General features: G+C 52.3%; 25 protein-coding genes and 1 pseudogene. 13 read left to right on the top strand and 13 right to left on the bottom strand.

Going from position 1 to position 22,455, the window contains the following annotated elements:
* The first annotated feature begins 44 nt into the window (after positions 1-44).
* On the top strand, positions 45-977 hold the full coding sequence (gene punR, locus HV334_RS13185; protein ID WP_019076726.1) for a DNA-binding transcriptional activator PunR: 933 nt from the start codon (positions 45-47) through the stop codon (positions 975-977).
* Here the strand turns inward: punR and purR are convergent.
* Positions 974-1,999 carry an HTH-type transcriptional repressor PurR gene (purR, locus tag HV334_RS13180; RefSeq protein ID WP_003832757.1) on the bottom strand — a complete coding sequence of 342 codons (1,026 nt, stop codon included), beginning with the start codon at positions 1,997-1,999 and terminating at the stop codon, positions 974-976. The genes punR and purR overlap by 4 nt on opposite strands.
* A 297-nt stretch (positions 2,000-2,296) precedes the next feature.
* Between purR and cydH the strand changes: the two genes are divergently transcribed.
* Both cydH and HV334_RS13170 read left to right on the top strand, forming a co-directional pair.
* Positions 2,297-2,386, top strand: coding sequence for a cytochrome bd-I accessory subunit CydH (cydH, locus tag HV334_RS13175; protein WP_003029209.1), 90 nt, complete (start codon positions 2,297-2,299; stop codon positions 2,384-2,386).
* 176 nt (positions 2,387-2,562) lie between these two features.
* A complete protein-coding gene (locus HV334_RS13170) occupies positions 2,563-3,732 on the top strand; it encodes an MFS transporter (protein ID WP_181220469.1) in 1,170 nt (389 codons plus the stop codon).
* 40 nt (positions 3,733-3,772) lie between these two features.
* On the opposite strand, the gene sodB is transcribed toward HV334_RS13170, so the two are convergent.
* Both sodB and HV334_RS13160 read right to left on the bottom strand, forming a co-directional pair.
* A complete protein-coding gene (gene sodB, locus HV334_RS13165; RefSeq protein WP_016152988.1) occupies positions 3,773-4,354 on the bottom strand; it encodes a superoxide dismutase [Fe] in 582 nt (193 codons plus the stop codon).
* Positions 4,355-4,481: 127 nt separating this feature from the next.
* Entirely contained in the window at positions 4,482-5,312 is an 831-nt protein-coding gene (locus tag HV334_RS13160) for a C40 family peptidase (protein WP_019076728.1), read from the bottom strand.
* Between the two features lie 333 nt (positions 5,313-5,645).
* Here HV334_RS13160 and grxD point away from each other — a divergent pair, with 333 nt between their 5' ends.
* Positions 5,646-5,993 (top strand): monothiol glutaredoxin 4, encoded by a 348-nt coding sequence (gene grxD, locus HV334_RS13155; RefSeq protein ID WP_003832760.1) that lies wholly within the window; start codon positions 5,646-5,648, stop codon positions 5,991-5,993.
* Positions 5,994-6,047: 54 nt separating this feature from the next.
* Here the strand turns inward: grxD and rnt are convergent, their stop codons facing one another.
* From rnt to HV334_RS13135, 4 genes are all read right to left on the bottom strand, one after another.
* Complete coding sequence (rnt, locus tag HV334_RS13150) at positions 6,048-6,695, bottom strand: ribonuclease T (RefSeq protein ID WP_016152990.1); 648 nt, start codon at positions 6,693-6,695, stop codon at positions 6,048-6,050.
* 94 nt (positions 6,696-6,789) lie between these two features.
* Complete coding sequence (gene gloA, locus HV334_RS13145; protein WP_003029198.1) at positions 6,790-7,197, bottom strand: lactoylglutathione lyase; 408 nt, start codon at positions 7,195-7,197, stop codon at positions 6,790-6,792.
* 97 nt (positions 7,198-7,294) lie between these two features.
* Positions 7,295-8,392, bottom strand: a complete 1,098-nt coding sequence (locus tag HV334_RS13140) for an alkene reductase (protein ID WP_181220468.1) — start codon at positions 8,390-8,392, stop codon at positions 7,295-7,297.
* A 54-nt stretch (positions 8,393-8,446) separates the two neighbouring features.
* Entirely contained in the window at positions 8,447-9,046 is a 600-nt protein-coding gene (locus tag HV334_RS13135) for a TetR/AcrR family transcriptional regulator (protein WP_016152991.1), read from the bottom strand.
* A 101-nt stretch (positions 9,047-9,147) separates the two neighbouring features.
* Here HV334_RS13135 and HV334_RS13130 point away from each other — a divergent pair, with 101 nt between their 5' ends.
* The 3 genes from HV334_RS13130 (at position 9,148) to sodC (ending at position 10,939) form a co-directional block, all read left to right on the top strand.
* Entirely contained in the window at positions 9,148-9,387 is a 240-nt protein-coding gene (locus tag HV334_RS13130) for a DUF1289 domain-containing protein (RefSeq protein WP_016156428.1), read from the top strand.
* A gap of 49 nt (positions 9,388-9,436) precedes the next feature.
* Positions 9,437-10,333 (top strand): aldo/keto reductase family oxidoreductase, encoded by an 897-nt coding sequence (locus tag HV334_RS13125; protein ID WP_016152993.1) that lies wholly within the window; start codon positions 9,437-9,439, stop codon positions 10,331-10,333.
* Positions 10,334-10,414: 81 nt separating this feature from the next.
* Positions 10,415-10,939 (top strand): superoxide dismutase [Cu-Zn] SodC, encoded by a 525-nt coding sequence (sodC, locus tag HV334_RS13120; protein WP_016156429.1) that lies wholly within the window; start codon positions 10,415-10,417, stop codon positions 10,937-10,939.
* On the opposite strand, the pseudogene HV334_RS13115 reads toward sodC, so the two are convergent.
* The 3 genes and pseudogenes from HV334_RS13115 to HV334_RS13105 all read right to left on the bottom strand — a co-directional run bounded on the left by HV334_RS13115 (position 10,915) and on the right by HV334_RS13105 (position 14,054).
* A pseudogene (locus HV334_RS13115) lies at positions 10,915-12,955 on the bottom strand (FUSC family protein). The gene sodC and the pseudogene HV334_RS13115 overlap by 25 nt on opposite strands.
* The gene (locus HV334_RS13110; RefSeq protein WP_219916534.1) at positions 12,952-13,815 is read right to left on the bottom strand and encodes an HlyD family secretion protein; all 864 of its coding nucleotides are present in this window, start codon (positions 13,813-13,815) and stop codon (positions 12,952-12,954) included. The pseudogene HV334_RS13115 and the gene HV334_RS13110 overlap by 4 nt, the downstream one beginning before the upstream one ends.
* Before the next feature lie 2 nt (positions 13,816-13,817).
* A complete protein-coding gene (locus tag HV334_RS13105) occupies positions 13,818-14,054 on the bottom strand; it encodes a DUF1656 domain-containing protein (RefSeq protein ID WP_016156432.1) in 237 nt (78 codons plus the stop codon).
* A 192-nt stretch (positions 14,055-14,246) separates the two neighbouring features.
* On the opposite strand from HV334_RS13105, the gene slyA reads away from it, so the two are divergent.
* Positions 14,247-14,687: a transcriptional regulator SlyA gene (gene slyA, locus HV334_RS13100; RefSeq protein WP_019076732.1), complete on the top strand. Its 441-nt coding sequence runs from the start codon at positions 14,247-14,249 to the stop codon at positions 14,685-14,687.
* Between the two features lie 47 nt (positions 14,688-14,734).
* Here slyA and slyB read toward each other — a convergent pair whose 3' ends face one another.
* Positions 14,735-15,202, bottom strand: coding sequence for an outer membrane lipoprotein SlyB (slyB, locus tag HV334_RS13095; protein WP_046276343.1), 468 nt, complete (start codon positions 15,200-15,202; stop codon positions 14,735-14,737).
* 274 nt (positions 15,203-15,476) lie between these two features.
* Between slyB and anmK the strand changes: the two genes are divergently transcribed.
* The 5 genes from anmK (at position 15,477) to pdxY (ending at position 20,056) form a co-directional block, all read left to right on the top strand.
* Complete coding sequence (anmK, locus tag HV334_RS13090; RefSeq protein WP_016152999.1) at positions 15,477-16,598, top strand: anhydro-N-acetylmuramic acid kinase; 1,122 nt, start codon at positions 15,477-15,479, stop codon at positions 16,596-16,598.
* Between the two features lie 87 nt (positions 16,599-16,685).
* Positions 16,686-17,015: a C-type lysozyme inhibitor gene (mliC, locus tag HV334_RS13085; protein ID WP_085951051.1), complete on the top strand. Its 330-nt coding sequence runs from the start codon at positions 16,686-16,688 to the stop codon at positions 17,013-17,015.
* 58 nt (positions 17,016-17,073) lie between these two features.
* Entirely contained in the window at positions 17,074-17,730 is a 657-nt protein-coding gene (gene pdxH, locus HV334_RS13080; RefSeq protein ID WP_047500532.1) for a pyridoxamine 5'-phosphate oxidase, read from the top strand.
* 126 nt (positions 17,731-17,856) lie between these two features.
* Entirely contained in the window at positions 17,857-19,131 is a 1,275-nt protein-coding gene (gene tyrS / locus HV334_RS13075) for a tyrosine--tRNA ligase (RefSeq protein WP_003836431.1), read from the top strand.
* Positions 19,132-19,195: 64 nt separating this feature from the next.
* Positions 19,196-20,056 carry a pyridoxal kinase PdxY gene (gene pdxY / locus HV334_RS13070; protein ID WP_019076734.1) on the top strand — a complete coding sequence of 287 codons (861 nt, stop codon included), beginning with the start codon at positions 19,196-19,198 and terminating at the stop codon, positions 20,054-20,056.
* Between the two features lie 83 nt (positions 20,057-20,139).
* On the opposite strand, the gene gstA is transcribed toward pdxY, so the two are convergent.
* Together gstA and dtpA are read right to left on the bottom strand one after the other, a co-directional pair.
* A complete protein-coding gene (gene gstA / locus HV334_RS13065) occupies positions 20,140-20,745 on the bottom strand; it encodes a glutathione transferase GstA (RefSeq protein WP_016153002.1) in 606 nt (201 codons plus the stop codon).
* A gap of 104 nt (positions 20,746-20,849) precedes the next feature.
* Positions 20,850-22,355, bottom strand: coding sequence for a dipeptide/tripeptide permease DtpA (gene dtpA, locus HV334_RS13060; RefSeq protein WP_016153003.1), 1,506 nt, complete (start codon positions 22,353-22,355; stop codon positions 20,850-20,852).
* Positions 22,356-22,455 lie beyond the last annotated feature (100 nt).

The raw sequence follows: 22,455 nt of genomic DNA, 5'->3' as shown, positions 1-22,455 counted from the left end.
CGCTAATATTTGCTTACTGATTTCAAATTTTTTGTGGGCAGAATATGTGGTCGGAATATTCACTTGAAGTTGTGGATGCGGTTGCGCGTAACGGTAGCTTTAGTTCGGCCGCGCAGGAGTTGCACCGCGTACCCTCGGCGGTAAGCTACACCGTGCGTCAACTGGAAGAATGGCTGGCGGTGCCGCTTTTTGAGCGACGCCATCGGGATGTGGAATTGACGCCTGCCGGTGCATGGTTTCTCAAAGAAGGCCGCTCTGTTATCAAAAAAATGCAGATCACCCGCCAGCAATGTCAGCAAATTGCCAACGGCTGGCGCGGGCAGTTGGCGATCGCGGTAGATAACATTGTCCGCCCGGATCGTACCCGACAGATGATCGTGGATTTCTATCGTCATTTTGATGATGTCGAACTGCTGGTTTTCCAGGAGGTGTTTAACGGTGTCTGGGATGCGCTGTCCGATGGGCGCGTTGAGCTGGCAATCGGCGCCACGCAGGCGATTCCGGTGGGGGGACGCTATACCTTCCGCGACATGGGAATGCTGAGCTGGAGCTGCGTGGTGGCAAGCCATCATCCATTGGCGTCAATGCCCGGACCGCTAAGCGACGACACGTTGCGCAACTGGCCGTCGCTGGTGCGTGAAGACACGTCGCGTACGCTTCCTAAGCGTATTACCTGGCTGCTGGATAACCAAAAGCGCGTTGTGGTGCCTGACTGGGAATCTTCTGCTACTTGTTTATCTGCAGGTTTGTGCGTGGGCATGGTACCGACGCATTTTGCCAAACCGTGGATTGATAGCGGCAAATGGGTCGCGCTACAGCTGGAGAATCCATTTCCTGATGCCGCATGCTGCCTGACATGGCAACAGAACGATACGTCGCCGGCATTGAGCTGGCTGCTGGACTATTTAGGGGATAGTGAAACACTGAATAAGGAATGGTTGCGGGAGCCTGATGAGGCTCCCGCACAACAGTCTTAACGACGGTAATCGCGGAACGGGCCGTCGGCAACGGAGCGGCGTTCTACCAGGCGCGGATGAACCTCGATAGACTGCGACTCTTCACGTTTATTCACGATACGGTCTAACAGCATGTTGAAGGCCGTTTCCCCCAGTGAATCTTTAGGCTGGTGAATGGTCGTCAGAGCCGGCGTGAAGAAGCGGGCGTTGCGCACGTTGTCGTAACCGATGAGCGAAACATCCTGCGGTACGCGCAGTCCCATCTCGTCAGCGGCGCACAGCGCACCCATCGCCATGATATCGCCACCGCAGAAGACGGCGGTCGGACGATGCGACTGTGACAGAATTTGCTGCATGGCGCGATAGCCCGATTCAGGCTCAAAATCGCCCTGCACAATCCAGTTTTCAGGAACTTTAATCAGCGCTTCTTCCATCGCTTTCATAAAGCCTGCCAGACGCCCGGCTCCGGTATTACGCTCCATTGGGCCTGGGATCACGCCAATCTCACGATGACCGCGTTCTACCAGATACCGACCCGCCATATAACCGCCTTCGAAGGCGTTATCAATGACCGTATCGGTAAAGTCGGCTTTAGCTTCGCCCCAGTCCATGACGACCATCGGAATATGGCGGTACTCTTCGAGCATCGAAAGCAGCGACTCCGGATACTCAGAACACATCACCAGCAGACCATCAACGCGCTTTTGCGCCATCATTGACAGATAAGCCTGCTGTTTTTCGAGGCTGTTCCATGCGTTACCCAGAATCAGGGTATAGCCTTTCTGGAAACAGTTTTTCTCAACGGCTTCGATAATTTCAGCGAAATAGGCCGCTTCGCTGCTGGTGGCCAGCAAGCCAATAGACTTGGTGTGATTCACCTTCAGGCTGCGCGCCACGGCGCTCGGAGAATAGTGCAGCTCTTTGATCGCCGCCCAGACAGCATTACGCGTTTCTTCCGCGACAAAGCGCGTCTTGTTAATTACGTGTGATACGGTTGTAGTGGAAACGTTTGCTCGCTTCGCTACATCTTTAATTGTTGCCATTACATCTCACTCCAGACCATATCCTAAGCTCCTGAGAATACTCCAGGTAAACGTTTGCCTTAACACACCCTTAGCGCAACGTAAGGGTTGCGGCACGCCGGGAAAACGACACGGAACGTCAGGAAGGGGTCAATGGCCGGTACGCTAATCAAGTAAGCGTGGAATTTTGTCTGATCTTAACGAAAAGGGGAAGAGTTAAAAGCAGTTATCAATATAAATCGTGAGAGATTTTTGCTTTCAAGTGTGTAAAAATGCGCAATATCACTTTTTGTGTGGGAATAAAAAGGAGAAAACTTGATGAGCACCGATCTGAAATTTTCGTTAGTGACTACCATTATTGTTCTGGGTTTGATCGTCGCGGGTGGCCTGACCGCAGCGCTGCATTGATTTCCCCCGAGGGAGTTCGCTCTCCCTCATCCTTTCCGCTTGCCTTTCCCGTCGATTGTTTGCGAATAAGCAAAAGTCTTTTGCAATTTTGTTAACTTTATTAATTTTGCGATCAATGTCATGCTTTTGACTCTTATTTTATGTCGCGCCCCGACTCGACGTTACGGAGTCGAAATATGAAACTCAATTATCCTTTACTGGCGCTGGCGATCGGCGCGTTTGGCATTGGCACCACTGAATTTTCGCCAATGGGATTATTGCCCGTCATTGCCAAAGGTGTGGATGTCTCGATTCCCGCGGCCGGAATGTTAATCAGCGCGTATGCGGTTGGGGTGATGGTGGGTGCTCCGCTGATGACATTACTGCTGTCTCATCGTGCGCGACGTAATGCGTTGATATTCCTGATGGCGATTTTCACGCTGGGCAACGTGCTTTCGGCTATCTCGCCGGATTACACCACCCTGATGTTATCGCGTATTTTGACCAGTCTGAACCATGGAGCATTTTTTGGTCTTGGCTCCATTGTCGCTGCAAGCGTAGTACCCAAACATAGGCAGGCCAGCGCCGTGGCAACCATGTTTATGGGGTTGACCATTGCCAATATCGGCGGTGTTCCTGCGGCGACCTGGCTTGGTGAAACCATCGGTTGGCGTATGTCGTTTATGGCAACGGCGGGTCTGGGCGTCATCGCCATGGTCAGCCTGTTCTTCTCATTACCCAAAGGTGGGGCGGGAGAGCGCCCGGATGTCCGTAGCGAACTGGCGGTACTTATGCGTCCGCAGGTGCTGTCGGCGCTGCTGACGACCGTTCTGGGAGCCGGGGCGATGTTCACGCTTTATACCTATATCTCGCCAGTGTTACATACGATCACCCATGCCACACCGGCGTTTGTGACCGGTATGCTGGTGCTGATTGGCGTTGGCTTCTCAATCGGTAACTATCTTGGTGGCAAACTGGCTGACCGTTCCGTCAACGGTACGCTGAAAGGCTTTTTACTGCTGCTGATGGTTATTATGCTGGCCATTCCTTTCCTGGCGCGTAATGAGCTGGGTGCGGCAGTTAGTATGGTCATCTGGGGGGCAGCGACGTTTGCGGTCGTTCCGCCGTTGCAGATGCGTGTGATGCGCGTTGCCAGCGAAGCGCCTGGATTATCATCGTCAGTCAACATTGGCGCGTTTAATCTGGGGAATGCTCTGGGTGCCGCGGCCGGTGGGGCGGTGATTTCCGGTGGGTTGGGCTATAGCTTTGTTCCGGTGATGGGGGCAATTGTGGCGGGACTTGCGCTGCTGCTGGTCTTTATCTCGGCGCGCAAACAGCCTGAAGAGGCTTTCACTTCCGCGAATTAATGCTAAAACGCAGAAGGGTTCTCCTTCTGCGTCATCTTTTTTATGCTGCGAAGTTCTTCGCAACAAATTCCCAGTTCACCAGCGCCCAGAAGTTTTCCAGGTAGCCAGGACGGGCATTGCGATAATCGATGTAGTAGGCGTGTTCCCACACGTCAACGGTCATCAGCGGCGTCGCGTCGGTGGTCAGCGGTGTACCTGCATTGGAGGTGGAAACGATAGCCAGTTTGCCATCCGTTCCTTTTACCAGCCAGGTCCAGCCAGAACCGAAGTTTTTAATAGCGGCATCGGTGAACTGCGCTTTGAAATCCGCAAAGCTGCCAAAGGAGGCGGCAATTGCTTCGGCCAGTTTACCGGTAGGTTCGCCACCTGCGTTCGGTGCCAGGCAGTTCCAGTAGAACGTGTGGTTCCATACCTGTGCTGCGTTATTGAATACACCGCCTTCAGAGCTACGTACGATCTCTTCCAGTGATTTGCCTTCAAACGCCGTGCCTTTAATCAGGTTGTTCAGATTAGTCACGTAAGTTTGATGGTGTTTGCCATAGTGATATTCCAGCGTTTCGGCAGAAATGTGCGGTGCCAGAGCATCTTTGGCATACGGTAATGCAGGTAATTCAAACGACATTGCTTCTCTCCTTATTATTTATATTGAGTACACACAATAGCCTCATTGTGAGTAAGGATAGGGTAGCAAATTGAAAGGTTATGCAAAAGAAGAACTTACCCTACAGCATGTACTGTAGGGTAAGTTTTTAACGAATTGTTTTTGGCGTCATTACCCGACGAGCGCCCACATAGTGGCGCTGCCAGTAATCTTCACTCAGAGAGGTGATTTGAATTTCCTGACCGCTGCGCGGTGACTGAATAAACTTACCGTTGCCAACATAAACGCCAACGTGATCGGCAGTTCCACGCCCCTGGGTACGGAAAAATACCAGATCGCCATTTTTCAGTTCGCCACGTTCAATCGGCGCTGCATCGCGCAGATGATACATTTCGTTCGCAGTGCGTGGAATGCGGAATTTCACCAGATCTTTATAGGCGTAATAGACCAGACCGCTGCAGTCAAACCCGGTTCTTGGTGAGGTGCCGCCCCAGCGATAAGGCTTGCCGATTTGGTTCATCAGCGTGGACATGGCGGTTTTAGTGGCTTTCTGCACTTTCACTTTATGCGCGTCAGCCAGCGTCGTTGGTGCGGTGGTTTTCACTTTTACACAGCGCGGCTTATGACCTTTGCGCGGCGTGCATTTTTCAGTCCAGGTAACGGCAGCGGTTTGTGCTGCGGTGTTTTTACCACGACGGTTTGCCGTTTTAGTCGACTTTGCTGGAGCGGCAGTGCGATGTTTAGAAGAGGAAGCGGTTTTGGTGCTGGTTTTGCTGGTGGTTTTTGTCGCCGTTTTTTTGCTGGTCTTTGTTGTTTTTTGGCTGGTTGTTGCGCTTTTCTTTTTATCTACCGTTTTGATGGTGTGGGAATGGGTAGGTGTCGTCCTGGCCTGCTTGGAAGCATGAGCCATGGGCGTAAAGGGCAGTGTAGTAAAAAGTAAAGCACAGAGCGTGATCGAGATTCGGTTTATCCGCGCCACTGAGCAATCCTCTGGTAAGGCAGGTCTATCATGCCTGCGTGTGATTTTCAAAACTTGATGATTCTAATCTATAGAAAGAGGGAAAGTTAATAGCTTTTTTGTTTAAAACTACGTTTCGTAACCGACCGCAAAAAAAATCAGCAATTAAAGTTGGCGTTGGTGAACGAATAATCAAATCCACAGGCTTTAAGGGGATAAATGAGATTGTGAATGCAACTTTTGGCGTCAGGGGATAAAATAATAACGCGTAATGAAAATGTTATTTTCCGTTGCCTGTCTGACCCGCTACAATGTCAGACTACTGCCGTAAAAGAAGTTTAAGGAAGCAAGATAATGAGCACCACTATCGAAAAAATCCAGCGCCAGATCGCTGAAAACCCGATTCTCCTGTACATGAAAGGTTCCCCTAAACTGCCAAGCTGCGGTTTCTCCGCTCAGGCTGTGCAGGCGCTGTCCGCCTGTGGTGAACGCTTTGCTTATGTTGATATTCTGCAGAACCCGGATATTCGCGCCGAGCTGCCGAAATACGCAAATTGGCCAACCTTCCCGCAGCTGTGGGTTGATGGCGAGCTGGTTGGCGGCTGTGACATTTTGATCGAAATGTACCAGCGCGGTGAGTTGCAGCAGCTGATTAAAGAAACAGCGGCGAAATACAAAACCGAAGAGCCGGACGCTGAATAATATCAGCGTAAATAAAAAAGCGACCTCGTGATGGTCGCTTTTTTTATCGGTCCGCTATGCCTCTTCAGGCACGGGAAGAGGCCAGCCGCCGAGACGTTTCCAGCGGTTAACAATTTCGCAAAACAGCACGGCCGTCCGTTCGGTGTCATACAGCGCCGAGTGCGCCTGAGTCCCGTCAAATTCCATTCCTGCCGCCAGGCACGCTTTCGATAACACAGTTTGCCCCAGAGACAGGCCGCTTAAGGCCGCAGTATCAAAGGTGACGAACGGATGAAATGGATTACGTTTGAGCGAGGCGCGTTCTGCTGCGGCCATCATAAAACTGTGGTCGAACGTAGCGTTATGCGCCACCATGATCGCCCGATTGCAGCCGCTGTCTTTAATGCCTTTACGCACCATTTTAAAGATGGCATGCAGAGCGTCATATTCGCTGACCGCGCCGCGTAGCGGATTGTTAGGGTCAATTCCGTTAAAGGCGAGGGCTTCCGGCTGCAAATTCGCGCCTTCAAATGGCTCTACGTGGAAATGTAACGTCGTGTCCGGCATCAGCCAGCCTTGTTCATCCATTTTCAGTGTGATGGCTGCGATCTCAAGCAGCGCATCGGTTTTGGCATTGAACCCTGCGGTTTCGACATCAATGACGACAGGATAAAAACCACGAAAACGGTCACACAGACCGGAAAGTTGAGCGTTATCGGACATCTGGGTCTCTTAATACGGGAAAATTGCAGCGCGTATTATGGCAAAATGATGAGTATAAAACTACGGGCACAGACGATCTGCGCCCGTGGGGAGGTTAGTCGCCCAGGCCGCGCCCGGCGTCTTTCTCTTCGATCAGTTCAATTTTGTAACCGTCTGGATCTTCAACGAACGCAATTACGGTGGTGCCGCCTTTTACCGGACCGGCTTCACGCGTGACGTTACCGCCATTCTGACGAATACGTTCACAGGCTTCGGCTGCGTTGTCTACGCTCAGGGCGATATGGCCGTAGGCAGTGCCCAGCTCATACTTGTCGACACCCCAGTTATAGGTCAGTTCGATCACGGCTTCGCTGGTTTCAGGGCCGTAGCCGACAAAGGCCAGGGAGTATTTGTATTCAGGGTTTTCGCTGGTACGCAGCAGCTTCATGCCCAGCACGTTGGTATAAAACTCGATGGAACGCTGCAGGTCACCCACGCGCAGCATGGTATGAAGTAAACGCATCTTTTTCCCCTTCGAAAATGGCTAATACATTCAAAATGTTGTTTTAGTATAGCGGCGTTGTTACGCCGCTATCAATGGCAGAACGGAGTTTGTGACGTTAGAGGGTAGGATAATCGGTGTAACCTTCCGCGCCGCCGCCGTAGAAGCTTTCGGCACGTTGCGGATTCAGCTCCGCTTTACGCTGCAGGCGCGCAACCAGATCCGGGTTAGCGATATAGGCGCGACCAAAAGCAACGGCGTCGATCAGGCCCTTCTCGATCAGTGCTTCTGCTTTTTCAGGTGTGTAGGCACCCGCACCAATGATCGGACCGTGGAAACGTGCACGAACTTTTTCGCGAAACGCATCGGAATACGGCTCGCCGCCAGCCCAGTCCGGCTCAGACATATGCAGGTAAGCGATTCCGCGCTTGCCCAGTTGTTCAATCAGATACAGCGCATCGGCTTCTTCGTTCGGCCCGTTGTCAACGTTCTGGAATGAGCCAATCGGAGATACGCGAATACCAATGCGATCGGCACCCCATTCTTTAATACCGGCATCGACAACTTCCAGCACCAGACGTGCACGATTTTCGACGCTGCCGCCGTATTGATCGGTACGCTGGTTAGACGTTGGCGACAGGAACTGGTGCAGCAGATAGCCGTGAGCGGAGTGCAGTTCAACCATGTCGAAACCCGCTTCGCGCGCGTTGGCAATCGCCTGACGGAAGTCATTAACGATGCCAGGAATTTCTTCAGTTTCCAGCGCACGCGGCATTGAGGTATCCGCACGCGTTGCCAGACCATTTTCATCACGAAGCGAGGTCCGGGTTCCGGCGCTAATCGCGTAAGGTGCGACCGGTGCCTGACCGTTGGGCTGCAGACTGGCGTGAGAGATGCGCCCGGTATGCCACAACTGGACCGCAATATGACCTTGCTCCGCATGTACGGCAGCGGTGATTTTTTTCCATGCGGCAATTTGCGCTTCGCTGTGTAAGCCGGGTGCCCCCGCATAGCCTTTCGCCTGCGCGGAAATCTGTGTAGCTTCACTGATGATAAGACCCGCGCTGGCGCGTTGACGGTAATACTCGGCCATCAGCGGAGTAGGGATGTCGCCAGGCTCAATGCTGCGCAGACGCGTCAGTGGCGCCATGAATACGCGGTTTGCTGCCGTAATAGCACCCACTTTCAGTGGGGAAAAAAGTTTTTCAGATGACATATGGCACTCCTGAATAGACCGGTCGTCTAGTAATAAAAGAAATAAAAACGCCTGTTAAACGGCAGGCGTAGTAATGATGGTTTTAACGTGCGCCAGCGCATTTTCCAGCGGGGTGGCGCTACGAGAAATCTTGGCCTGCAGGTTGGCGCCCAGCCACAGCGCATACAATACCTGCGCCTGCTGTAACGGCTCGCCAACAAAGGACAGACAATGGTTTGCCTGACCTTTCTCCAGCGCCTGCGCTAACAGCGCAATAATGTGCCGCGCGCCTTTATCCATCGCCGTGCGCATATCTTCTGACAGATCGCACACTTCGGCAGACAGTTTTACGGTTAAACAACCGCTGATAATGCCGTGCTGGCTAAACTGGTTCAGGGTTTCCTGATAGTAGGCCAGAATACGGTCGCGATAGTTTCCTGCCCCCGTATCAAAGTGCGTAGCCAGTCGCTGATGATAGGCCGCATAGTGGCGTTCCAGCATCGCAACACCGAACGCTTCTTTAGAGCGAAAATAGTGATAAAACGAACCTTTGGGGACTTCAGCGGTTTTCAGTAGTTCGCTTAAGCCCATGCCGGTGAAGCCGCGCTGCATACACAGCAGTTCGCCCGTCGCCAGCAGATGTTCGCGTGTATCGTGTTCAGTGATTTTGTTCATGGGAAGGAGTGTAATAGACCAGTCGGTCTAATGCAATAGCGCTTGCGAGAAATTCAGTTAACGTCTTCAATAGGTATATCAATCTTACGAAAGGAGGGGATGTGGCCGAACAGCTGGAGTTTTTCCCCGTCCAGAGCCCATGCCGTGGAATATGTCAGTCTGACGAGCGCGGTTTTTGCCGCGGCTGTTTTCGCAGTCGGGATGAGCGTTTTAACTGGCAAAAGATGAGCGATGCCGAAAAGCAGGAAGTGCTACGGCTTTGTCGTCAGCGCCTGATGCGTAAATTACGAGCAAACAAAGCCAACCCTTCGGAAGAACCGCAACAACCTTCACTCTTTTAAAAGCGTAATTGCGTATACTCGATGCACATTCACTTATAAGGAAGCTGCTATGGTTCAGCGTATTACTATTGCGCCGCAAGGTCCGGAATTTTCTCGCTTTGTAATGGGGTATTGGCGCCTGATGGACTGGAATATGTCCGCGCGCCAGCTAGTCAGCTTTATTGAAGAACATCTGGATCTGGGCGTTACCACCGTCGATCACGCCGATATTTACGGCGGATACCAGTGTGAAGCGGCGTTTGGTGAGGCACTGAAGCTGGCCCCGCATCTGCGTGAAAAAATGCAGATTGTTACCAAGTGCGGGATCGCCACGACGGCGCGCACGGAAAATGCGCTGGGTCATTACATCACCGACAGCGCGCATATCATTGCCAGTGCGGAAGCATCGTTGAAGTTACTGGCGACCGATCATATTGATTTGCTGCTCATCCACCGTCCCGATCCGCTCATGGATGCGGACGACGTCGCTGACGCGTTCAAAAAATTGCACCATAGCGGAAAAGTGCGTCACTTTGGCGTATCTAACTTCACCCCGGCACAGTTCTCACTGCTGCAATCGCGTCTGCCGTTCACGCTGGCGACTAACCAGGTTGAGATCTCACCGGTACATCAGCCGCTCCTGCTGGATGGTACTTTAGATCAACTGCAACAACTGCGCATTCGTCCGATGGCCTGGTCCTGCCTCGGCGGTGGTCGTCTGTTTAATGACGATGCGTTCCAGCCATTACGTAATGAACTTGCCACAATCGCAGAAGAGTTAAACGCGCAGTCCATTGAGCAGGTGGTGTACGCCTGGATTTTACGTCTGCCGTCTCAGCCGCTGCCGATTATTGGCTCAGGGAAGATAGAGCGTGTACGCGCTGCCGTTGAGTCTGAGTCATTGAACATGTCTCGCCAGCAGTGGTTCCGTATTCGCAAAGCTGCGCTGGGTTACGACGTACCGTAATCGCGTTTTTGACGCTTCTCCGTTCAAATTTGTGTCACTGGTTTACACTTATCAATCAGACACCTTTTGGACGGAGGTCTTATGAAGCGTTTGAGTTTGGCCATTATTACTCTACTCGCCTGTGCAGGTGCGCAGGCTGCCAGTGAAGAAAAAGTGACGATGAATCTGGTAACGTCGCAAGGTGTCGGCCAGGCGATTGGTACGGTCACTATTGCTGAAACCGGGAAAGGGCTGGAGTTTACGCCCGATCTGAAAGCGCTGCCGCCGGGTGAACATGGCTTCCATGTGCATGCGAATGGCAGTTGCCAACCGGCGATTAAAGAAGGAAAAGCCTCAGCCGCGGAATCGGCTGGAGGCCATTATGATCCGCACCAAACCGGCAAGCACGAAGGCCCCGAAGGCGCAGGCCACATGGGTGACCTGCCGCTGCTGGTGGTGAATAACGACGGTAACGCCACAACACCGGTCATTGCGCCGCGGCTGAAAACGCTCGATGAGGTTAAAGGCAAAGCGCTGATGATCCATGTCGGTGGCGATAATATGTCCGATCAACCAAAACCGCTTGGCGGTGGCGGAGCGCGCTACGCCTGTGGCGTTATCAAATAATCAATTGCCTAGCGTACCCGGCGGAGGCGCCTGTTCGAGCTGCGAAAGCGAGCAGTGTAGTCGCCAGATAAGCGCCGACAGTTCCTGCGCCGCAGGTTGATGATGGTGGGCGAGCGTGTCGCAAATACGCTGTAGCTCACTCAGCGTGGCATTCAGCGGTCGTTGCTGGACGCCGCGCTCACTCATTACGTCGCGAAGCAACGAAATACACACGTCTCTGACGTGAGCCAGAGGATCTGAACGCACCTCCCAGGTGCGCAGTTGCCACACCACGTGCGAGCAGTTCAGCAAGACAACCCCCCAACGCAATAGCCAGCGTCGCGCCAGGGCATCCTGACTGTTGCTGAGCTGGCTGACGTGGTGATAGGTCAGCGACTCAAATTCGTTTTCGCTGAGCGAGGGATGTCGGCTGAGCTGATCGACAAAATCCCGGCGCAGGGCGCGAATATGGCGGCGGCCTTTCCGCGCATCCGATCCAGGCCGCAGAATGGCGAATGCCAGCCACGATAGCGCCACGCCGGTGATTTTCGCCATATTGTCATTCAGGAAATCAGCAAAATCATAAACCGGCGGATTAGTCACCGCGATAAACGATCCCATAAACACGATTAGCTGTCCCCAAAGACCCGCCAGCGCTGGCATTTGTAGCTTCAGGAGTTGCATGGTAGCGAGCAACGGGAAGAGAAACAGAATGAATTGCCAGAGGTCAGAGATTTGCACCATCAGGCCAAACTTAACCACAAAGCTAAACAGCGACAGCAGAACCAACGTGCGCATCAGCAAAGAAAGTGACTTGAACGGCGTGGCTACGGCGGAATAGAGCACGCTGCTGATGGCCGCGAGCGTTAGTGCGCCAGAGCCTGATTCCCATTGCGCGCCAATGCTCCATGCGCCGATAAGCATCAGTGTACAGAACGTACGCAATCCGCTCCAGAGAGCTTCCGCATTATCGGTATGACGGGCAAGTCCTGGCGTGCGGGCGATAGTAATACGCTCGGCGGTAACGCCATTTTCCAGTAAATGCAGATAATGACTGCTGCGTAAGTACAGCCGACAAAAATAACGCAGTCGTTGCCAGAAGGCGACGTGCCGATAGTCGCGCGCATCGAGAGGACGCAGGGGGACGATAATACGCGCGACGGTGTAGGTGTCGGTATTGGATTTGACCAGCTCGCTGAGCAGTTGTTCGATGATTTCCCGGGTATTAGCTGGGGGATTGGGCCAGTTCAGGAGCATCCTGCGCAGACTGGAGATCACGCTGGTCATACGTAACTGCTGATGCAACAGCGAATTGAGCAACGCATTTTGACGGCGAAAACGATAGTGACTCCAGAACGCCTGAATACGCAGCAGGTTCATGGTAAGAATCTGACCGATAACACCTTCATGAGCTGTGCGAATCGCATCTGTTGTCTCCGGTTGCCAGAGTAAGCTGGCATGCTCCAGTAAACGCGAATGCATGTTTTTCAGCGCGGTAAGCAGCGTAGTGCCATCGGAGGTGCTGGGGAGGATCATCATCATCATGCCGCCGCACAGGATACCGACGATGACCTCGCATACGCGGGCCTGAGCGATATCCCACAACTGCGTAATCTCTATGGTATTGACCATGGGAAAAGCAATGATCGCCGCCGTATAACCGGCCAGTTGAAAGGCATAGGCGACGTTATTGGTGAAATGCGCGCATGCCCAGGTACAAAAACCGATCCACACTGACATGCTCAGCAAAAACAACCACGGCTCATTGAGGGTATGACCGGCAATAATCAACGCGGCGGTGGCACCCAGCAAGCTACCCGCAACACGACCCAGACTTTTGCTGATAACCCCGCCGACGGTGGGAAAGCTGACCACTGCCGCCGAGGTCATCGCCCAGTAGGGCTCATCCAGATTCAGGTAATAGGCGAACGTTAACGCCAGACACATCGCAATGGTATTTCGCAACGCATAACGCCACTGCGCTACCGTGGCTTTAAACCACGGCCAATGGCCTGGCATCAGGTGGGACAGTTTCATTTACGCTGGCCGATAGACACGCTGCAGGTCGTACCAGAAACCAGGGTGACATCCTGCAGCAGAGCGTCGAATTCGATGCGGACCGGAACGCGTTGGGCCAGACGCACCCACGGCACATTGGGTTTGATGTCGGGAATCAGACCGGAATCGCTTTCCACACTTTGGTCGTAGATGGCGCGACCAACACTGGATACGTGACCCTGTAACTTTATGTTGCCGCTGTAGAGCGTGATAACCGCAGGCGCACCTTCACGAATGTGGCGCAACTTGGTTTCTTCAAAATACCCCATCACATAGAAAGAGTGGCTGTCGACAAGGGCAAACAGGGGCTTACCGGTTGAGGCGTAGTCTCCAGTACGAGTTGAAAGGTTGGTGACCCAGCCCGCTACGGGCGCTTTGACCACCGTCTGCGTCAGTTGCCACTGTGCCTGGCGCAGGCTGGCCTCGGCTGCTTCAACGCTGGCCTGCATGGCTTTCACGTTGAGGTTAGCAGTATCCAGATCTTCGGCTGAGATATAATTTTGCGATAAATGACGGCGGCGGTTGGCTTCGTTATTGGCTTTCGCCAGATCGGACTGTGCCTTCGCCAGCTGCGCTTGCGCATTTAGTTCAGCAATGTGAAACGGCGTCTTATCGATGATAAAAAGGACATCGCCTTTGTTCACAAACTGGTTATCTTTTATATTGAGTTCGCTAATGCTGCCTGAGACCTGCGGCGTGATGCTGACCTGCTCAGCACGCACTTTGCCATCACGTGTCCAGGGCGATTGCATATAGTAATTCCACATCCACCATCCGGCGAAAACTGCGATGGCAGCGACTATAATGGTGGAGAAGTATTTAATGGTTTTAAGCGACATAATCACCACACAATCAGCATTACAAAGGCCAGACATACGCAAAGCGTAAAGAGTGACAAATCCATTAACAGGGGATGCCAGATTTCGCCGGAGTAAATCCAGTCGCGTAGCAGGCGATGAACAACCAGCCAGAGAATAAATCCTGCTACAAACGCCTTGAAAACAGGAGGGAAGTAGACAGATGCTCCGATCATTAAATCTTGTAGGGGCAATCCTGTTGCATTAAACATAAACTTCACGGGCAAAATCCTTGGCGGAAGAGAGCATTGCTATAGGTTTAGCAAAAAAGAGACAATGAGTCTCTGTAACGCATAATGTCTGAAAAAATGTCAGCCGGTAAGCAAATTTGGCAATACATTTGTTTTGGGAATACAAATGCTGCACACTATTCTAAAATCAGCATAATAACTTAGCAAGCTAATTATAAGGAGATGAAATTGGAATCGCCATTAGGTTCTGATCTGGCACGGTTGGTGCGCATTTGGCGTGCTCTGATTGACCATCGCCTGAAACCTCTGGAGTTGACGCAGACGCATTGGGTTACGCTGCACAACATTCATCAATTGCCGCCTGATCAATCGCAGATTCAGTTGGCTAAAGCGATTGGCATCGAGCAGCCTTCGTTGGTACGCACGCTTGACCAGCTGGAAGAAAAGGGACTCATTTCACGACAGACTTGCGCCAGCGATCGTCGGGCAAAGAGAATTAAACTGACAGAAAAAGCAGAGCCGCTGATTGCAGATATGGAAGCGGTTATCAACAAGACGCGTGGAGAAATTTTGGAAGGGATTTCAGCTGAGGAAATTGATCTGCTGATTAAACTGGTCGCCAGACTGGAACACAATATTATTGAACTGCAGTCACAGGGCTGAAACGATAAGATGACGTGTGGCCAGAGCCTGACCACACGTGAATTCGATTAACGTGGAGACACGGTAACCTGGCTGCCGTTGTTAGCCATAACAACGCGCTGGCCAGCTGAGAACTTGGTCGCACCCTGTTTCTGAACCACCATGATAGTATTACCGTCGTCCTTACGGATTTCCAGTTCTACACCCTGGGTTTTATTCATCGCACCTTGTACGCCTTGACCCGCTACGCCACCGGCAACTGCGCCAGCCGCCGTGGCTAATGAACGACCCGTACCGCCGCCGACGGTGTTACCCAGGAACCCGCCGAGTACCGCACCACCAATGGCGCCAATCACGTTTGCGTCATCGCCACCCTGGATTTGCACCGGACGAACATGAACAATTGTACCGTAGGTAACGTTCTGAACTTGTTTCGCTTCGGATGCGGTGTATACGTCGCCTGAAAGGCTATCATTGTTAACGCAGCCCGCCAAAGACACACCCATTAATGCAACAATCAGCACACGTTTAATCATTTACAAATCTCCTTTAACACCACGAAACGCTAATAAAGCACCCTTCATGGCTAAATTATATGGCACTTGTGAGCCTAAGGTCACATGTTCTACTGGAACAATATGAAAATCTTAACCGAAATCGGATATACCGAGTATAAACGAATCATTCATATAATTGATGTAATAAAGCGTCCATTGTAATGATTAGCCCTCAAAAATCATTAAGGAAGCATGGCATTAGTCGGCACTTTATGGTTGAGTGTCAAGGCTAATTTGCTTAAAAGGATGACATATGAAATCGGGCCGTTTTATCGGTGTAATGTCTGGAACCAGCCTTGATGGTGTCGATGTTGTGCTGGCGACAATAGATGAAACGATGGTTGCGCAACAGGCGAGTCTGACCTGGCCTATCCCTCTCCATATAAAGCAGGCGATCCTGGATATCTGTCAGGGGCAGCAGCTTACGCTATCGCAGTTTGGCCAACTTGACGCACAGCTCGGTTATCTGTTTGCCGAGGCGGTGAATGCGCTGTTGGCACAGGAAAAATTGAAACCGCAGGAGATCGTTGCGATTGGCTGCCATGGGCAAACCGTGTGGCATGAACCGACGGGAATCGCGCCGCACACGCTGCAAATTGGCGACAACAATCAAATCGTCGCGCGTACCGGGATAACGGTGATCGGCGATTTTCGTCGCCGCGATATCGCTCTCGGCGGGCAGGGCGCGCCGTTGGTTCCCGCTTTTCATCAGGCGCTGTTGGCTCATCCAACGGAGCGGCGGATGGTGCTAAACATCGGCGGAATTGCCAATCTGTCTCTGCTTATCCCACAGCAACCCGTTCGCGGTTACGACACCGGGCCGGGCAATATGCTGATGGATGCCTGGATCTGGCGGCAATGCGGCCAACCCTACGACAAAGATGCGCAGTGGGCCACATCGGGAACGGTGATCCTGCCTTTACTGCAAAATATGCTTAACGATCCTTATTTTTCTGCGCCTGCGCCGAAAAGCACTGGCCGCGAGTATTTCAATTATGGCTGGATAGAACGTCATATGGCGCAGTTCCCGGGAATAAGCCCGCGGGATGTGCAGGCGACGCTTGCCGAACTGACGGCCGTGACCATTTCCGAGCAGGTCTTGCTAAGCGGAGGCTGTGAACGGCTAATGGTATGCGGCGGCGGCAGCCGTAATCCGCTGCTGATGATGCGTCTGGCGGCATTATTGCCAGGGACAGAGGTCACTTCAACCGATGAGGCTGGGATCAGCGGCGATGATATGGAGGCCCTGGCTTTTGCCTGGCTGGCGTGGCGAACGCTGGCGGGATTACCGGGAAATCTGCCTTCCGTGACCGGCGCATCAGAACCGAGCGTTTTAGGGGCGATTTATCCCGCTAACCCACGAACTCAGAGTTAACTGAAATTATTCAGCGCCATATGTCGATAAACTAGGGATATTAGGGAGGGTGCCATTACCCTCCAGGACCAGGAAAGTCTTCAGGATATGGCTATGAAAAAACTGTTGTTAGTGTGTCTGCCGGTACTGCTTAGCGGGTGCAGCGTGTACAACCAATTTGTCGAGCGTATGCAAACGGATACGCTTGAATACCGCTGTGACGAAAAACCGCTTACCGTGAAGCTGAACAATACCCGTCAGATGGCGAGTTTTGTTTATGATAATCAGCTATTGAACCTCAAACAGGGCGTGTCGGCATCAGGTGCTCGCTATACCGATGGTATTTACGTCTTCTGGTCTAAAGGCGATGAGGCAACGGTCTATAAACGAGACAGAATTGTGCTAAATAACTGTCAGTTACAGAACCCGAAGCGTTGAGATTTTCACCTGGGCGGCGCACAATAGCGTCACCCACTGACAATCCGTAGCCAACATCATGTCTGATAACGACGAATTGCAGCAAATCGCGCATTTGCGCCGTGAATACACGAAAGGCGGTCTCCGCCGCCGCGATCTTCCCGCCGAGCCCCTTGCGCTGTTCGAGCGCTGGCTGGGGCAAGCCTGTGACGCCAAACTGGCCGATCCCACTGCGATGGTCGTTGCTACCGTCGATGAAAACGGTCAGCCTTATCAGCGTATCGTGTTGCTTAAACATTATGATGATAAAGGGCTGGTTTTCTATACCAACCTCGGTAGCCGTAAGGCACATCAGATTGAGAAAAACCCACGCATCAGCCTCCTGTTTCCCTGGCATACGCTGGAACGGCAGGTGATGGTGATCGGCAAGGCTGAGCGCCTGTCCACGCTGGAAGTGGTGAAATACTTCCACAGTCGCCCACGTGATAGCCAGATTGGCGCCTGGGTCTCTAAGCAATCCAGTCGGATCTCCGCGCGCGGTATTCTGGAAAGCAAATTCCTCGAACTGAAGCAGAAGTTTCAGCAAGGGGACGTTCCACTGCCCAGTTTCTGGGGAGGCTTTCGCGTGAGTATTGAGCAGATGGAGTTCTGGCAGGGTGGCGAAAACCGTCTGCACGATCGTTTTTTATACCAACGCGAAGATAACGCGTGGAAAATTGATCGCCTGGCCCCCTAAAGATGCAAAATTCTTGTTTTAAGCGCTGGTGCTGAACAATCCGGCGCTTTATTCTATGTTTCTTTCGCATCAGGCGAAAAGTCGTGTACCGGCTAAGGTGCAGTCGTTTTATACATGGAGATTTTGATGGCAAGCAGTAACTTGATTAAACAATTGCAAGAGCGGGGGCTGGTGGCCCAGGTGACGGACGAGGAAGCGTTAGCAGAGCGACTGGCGCAAGGCCCGATCGCGCTCTATTGCGGCTTCGATCCTACCGCTGACAGCTTGCATTTGGGGCATCTGGTTCCATTGTTATGCCTGAAACGCTTCCAGCAGGCAGGCCATAAACCTGTCGCACTGGTGGGCGGCGCAACCGGTCTGATTGGTGACCCGAGCTTTAAAGCCGCTGAGCGTAAACTGAATACCGAAGACACCGTGCAGGAGTGGGTGGATAAAATCCGCAAACAGGTTGCACCGTTCCTCGATTTCGACTGTGGCGACAACTCGGCGATTGCTGCGAACAACTATGACTGGTTTGGCAGTATGAATGTACTGACTTTCCTGCGTGATATCGGCAAACACTTCTCCGTTAACCAGATGATCAACAAAGAAGCGGTGAAGCAGCGTCTGAACCGTGACGATCAGGGGATCTCTTTTACCGAGTTTTCTTACAACCTGCTGCAGGGTTATGACTTTGCCTGCCTGAACAAACTGCACGGTGTTGCGCTGCAGATTGGCGGTTCTGACCAGTGGGGCAACATTACTTCGGGTATCGATTTGACCCGTCGCCTGCACCAGAACCAGGTGTTTGGTCTGACCGTTCCGTTGATCACTAAAGCTGACGGCACGAAATTCGGTAAGACGGAAGGCGGCGCTGTGTGGCTGGATCCGAAGAAAACCAGTCCGTACAAATTCTACCAGTTCTGGATCAATACCGCCGATGCGGATGTTTATCGCTTCCTGAAATTCTTCACCTTCATGGACATTGAAGAGATCAATGCGCTGGAAGAAGAAGATAAAAATAGCGGTAAAGCGCCGCGCGCCCAGTATGTTCTGGCTGAGCAAGTAACGCGTCTGGTTCACGGCGAAGAAGGTCTGGTAGCGGCAAAACGTATTACCGAAAGCTTGTTCAACGGTAATCTGAGCGACTTGAGCGAAGCGGATTTCGAACAGCTGGCGCAGGATGGCGTGCCGATGATCGAGATGGACAAAGGTGCCGATCTGATGCAGGCGCTGGTGGACTCCGAGCTGCAACCTTCTCGCGGCCAGGCACGTAAGACTATCGCGTCTAATGCGGTGACCATCAACGGTGAGAAGCAATCCGATCCGGAATATTTCTTCCAGGAGAGTGATATCCTGTTCGGGCGCTACACCTTACTGCGCCGTGGCAAGAAGAACTATTGTCTGATTTGCTGGAAGTAAGATTTAGTTAGCAGGGGCGTGGGAAACTACGCCCCTTTATTTTTTCAGGGTTGTGGTAAGTAAAATGAAGAATATCCTCGCCATCCAGTCCCACGTTGTTTTTGGTCATGCGGGCAACAGTGCAGCAGAATTTCCAATGCGTCGTCTTGGCGCAAATGTCTGGCCGCTGAATACCGTTCAGTTTTCTAACCACACACAGTACGGCAAATGGACCGGTTGCGTTATGCCGCCGAGTCATCTGACTGACATTGTCCAGGGCATTGCCGATATCGATAAACTCCAGACTTGTGACGCAGTACTGAGCGGCTATCTTGGCTCGGCTGAACAGGGCGAGCATATTCTGGGTATTGTACGCAAAGTAAAAGCGGCCAATCCGCAGGCGAAATATTTTTGTGACCCGGTGATGGGCCATCCGGAAAAAGGGTGTATCGTCGCGCCGGGCGTAGCGGAGTTTCATGTACGCCATGCGCTTCCAGCCAGCGATATTATCGCCCCGAATTTGGTTGAGCTCGAAATTCTGTGCGAGCATGCGGTGAACAATGTCAATGAGGCCGTGGCGGCAGCGCGTGAGCTCATCGCTCAGGGACCAGAGATTGTGCTGGTGAAGCACCTGGCTCGCGCGGGTATCAGCGCAGATCGTTTCGAGATGCTGTTAGTTACTGCTGAACAGGCATGGCATATCAGCCGACCGTTAGTCGATTTTGGCGCTCGTCAACCGGTTGGCGTGGGTGATGTCACCAGCGGCTTATTGTTGGTTAAACTGCTGCAGGGCGCGTCTTTACAGCAGGCGTTGGAGCACGTGACGGCGGCGGTGTACGAAGTGATGATTGCTACCAAAAAAATGCACGAGTATGAGCTGCAGGTCGTGGCTGCGCAGGATTGTATCGCGAAGCCTGAACACTACTTCAGCGCGACGCAGCTATAACCAATGCCCTATGGCGCTCACGCTTATCGGGCCTGCGTTTGGCTGTAGGCCGGGTAAGCGCAAGCGCTACCCGGCAACAACAATTAATTTAACCCTTCTGCTTTCAACGCCGCGGCAACCGCCGGACGTTCAGCCATACGCGCCATATACGCATCGATATTGCTTAACCCTGCCATATTCAGCTTAACCGCATAGGCCCAACGCAGCACGGTGAACAGATAGGCGTCCGCAATGCTGAAGCGCGAACCGCAGATCCATTGGTTATCTTGCAGCGCGTCGTTCACATACTGCATTTTTTTCTCCAGCAGCGCGCGAACGGTTGGCTTGAAGTCTTCCGGCGTATCGGGACGGAACAGTGGGGTAAAGCCTTTATGCAGTTCTGTCGCAATGTAGTTAAGCCATTCAATGGTTTTGTAACGGGAGAGGCTGCTGGTCGGGGCAAGGAGTTGACGGTCTGGAACGGTGTCCGCCAGGTATTGCATGATGGCGACGCCTTCGGTCAGTAGCGTACCGTCATCCAGCAGCAGCGCGGGAACTTGCCCTTTTGGGTTTACCGCGAAAAAATCATCGCCGTTTTCCAGACGCTTCTTCATCAGATCAACACCATCCAGCGTGAAATCTTTACCGCTCTCACGAAGTGTGATGTGGGAAGCAAGAGAACAAGCGCCCGGTTTGTAGAACAGTTTCATCGGTAACTCCTTTTGGCTGAGGTATATCGTATGGTAGTGCTAGCTCAGGCAAAAAAAAAGCCGCTAACACCAGTTAGCGGCCTGAAAAAGAGTTTCCCTGAGAATTACGCTGTCGCGGCCTTAGAGGCTTTCTCATTGACGTCATCGTCCTGAGTCATACGATTCAGTTTCGGTGCCGTCAGCAGCATCAGAACAGCGATAACAGCCGTAGCAACACCAATCTGCAGGAACACACGACCGTAGACTTCAAGGGACATCAGCGGGTCAGTGACGTTCTCTGGTACAGCCATCATGTTGGCTACGTAACCACCGATGATGTTTGCACCTGCAGTGGTCAGGAACCAGCTACCCATGATGAAGCCCATCAGGCGTTGCGGAACCAACTGAGCCACCATTGCCAGACCCAGACCGGAGATCATCAGTTCACCGATACTTTGCAGACCGTAGCAGATGATCAGCCAGTTAACGGAAACGATGCCCGCATCGGTAGCGAATTTAGCACCCAGCGGCAGGATCAGGAACGCACCGGAACACAGCACCATACCAATCGCAAACTTGGTTGGCATCGGCAGGGTATCGCCCATCTTGTTATAGATAGCGGCGAGGATTGGGCTACCAATGATGATCCAGAACGGGTTCAGTGCCTGGTACTGCTCAGGTTCGAAAGCAATGCCAAGAATAGAGTGCTCAACGTTACGAATCGCGAAGAAGTTCAGTGAGGTCGGCATCTGGCTGTACAGCACGAAGAAGATAATCGCTTCCAGCATCAGAATGAAGGCGACGATCATTTTACGACGCGCAGCACCGTGCATGGTGAATGCTTCTTTACCGAAGATAAACACGATACCCAGAGCAATGACGCCCAGAACCATACGAGCGATCTGCTGGTTGTGCAGCAACCAGGTTGCAATCGCGATCAGCACCACGACGCCAACAATAGTCAGCAACAGGTTACGGAAGTTGATCGGCTCAAAGTCAGGTTTAGAACCGTACTGTTTAACCCAGCGCTGACAGAATGCGAAGTTAACAACGGTAATCAGCATACCCACGACGCTCAGAGCGAACGCGGTGCTCCAGCCGTAATGCGCAGCTAACCACGGTGTTGCCAGCATAGAGAAGAATGAACCGATGTTGACGGACATGTAGTACATGGTAAATGCACCATCAAGACGCGGGTCATCTTTGGCATAGCAGGTAGAGAGCAGGGATGATGGGTTTGCTTTAAACAGGCCGTTACCGACCGCGATGGCCGCCATGCCCATATAAACGATGCCCGCATCGTGACCAGACCATGCTACCAACGCATAACCGATGGCCAGGACAACGGCACCCAGCATAATGACACGTTTTGTACCCAGAACTTTATCACCTAACCAGCCGCCAATGGCAACCAGACCGTACACCAGGGCGCTAAAGGACGAGAAAAGGGTGATGGAATCCGCTTCTGACATACCCAGTTGTTTAACCAGGTAGACGGCCATAATTCCTTGCAGGCCGTAATAACCAAAACGCTCCCACAGCTCAATAGAGAAAATGAGATAGAACGCTTTTGGTTGTTTGAAGGCGTTTAAACTCACGCTTTCTGTTGGTTTATTGTTTGCAGTAGACACTTTTACCTCTTTTTTTACATCCCATATCAACGGGGGTGTTCAGGCACGTGATGAGTCAAGTTCATCCGTCCGATTGTTATAGTGGGAGGGGAAACGGCAA

The organism is Citrobacter sp. RHBSTW-00944 (genome assembly GCF_013615435.1).
Lineage (GTDB): Bacteria > Pseudomonadota > Gammaproteobacteria > Enterobacterales > Enterobacteriaceae > Citrobacter > Citrobacter braakii.
This window is presented reverse-complemented; position numbering and strand designations above follow the sequence as displayed.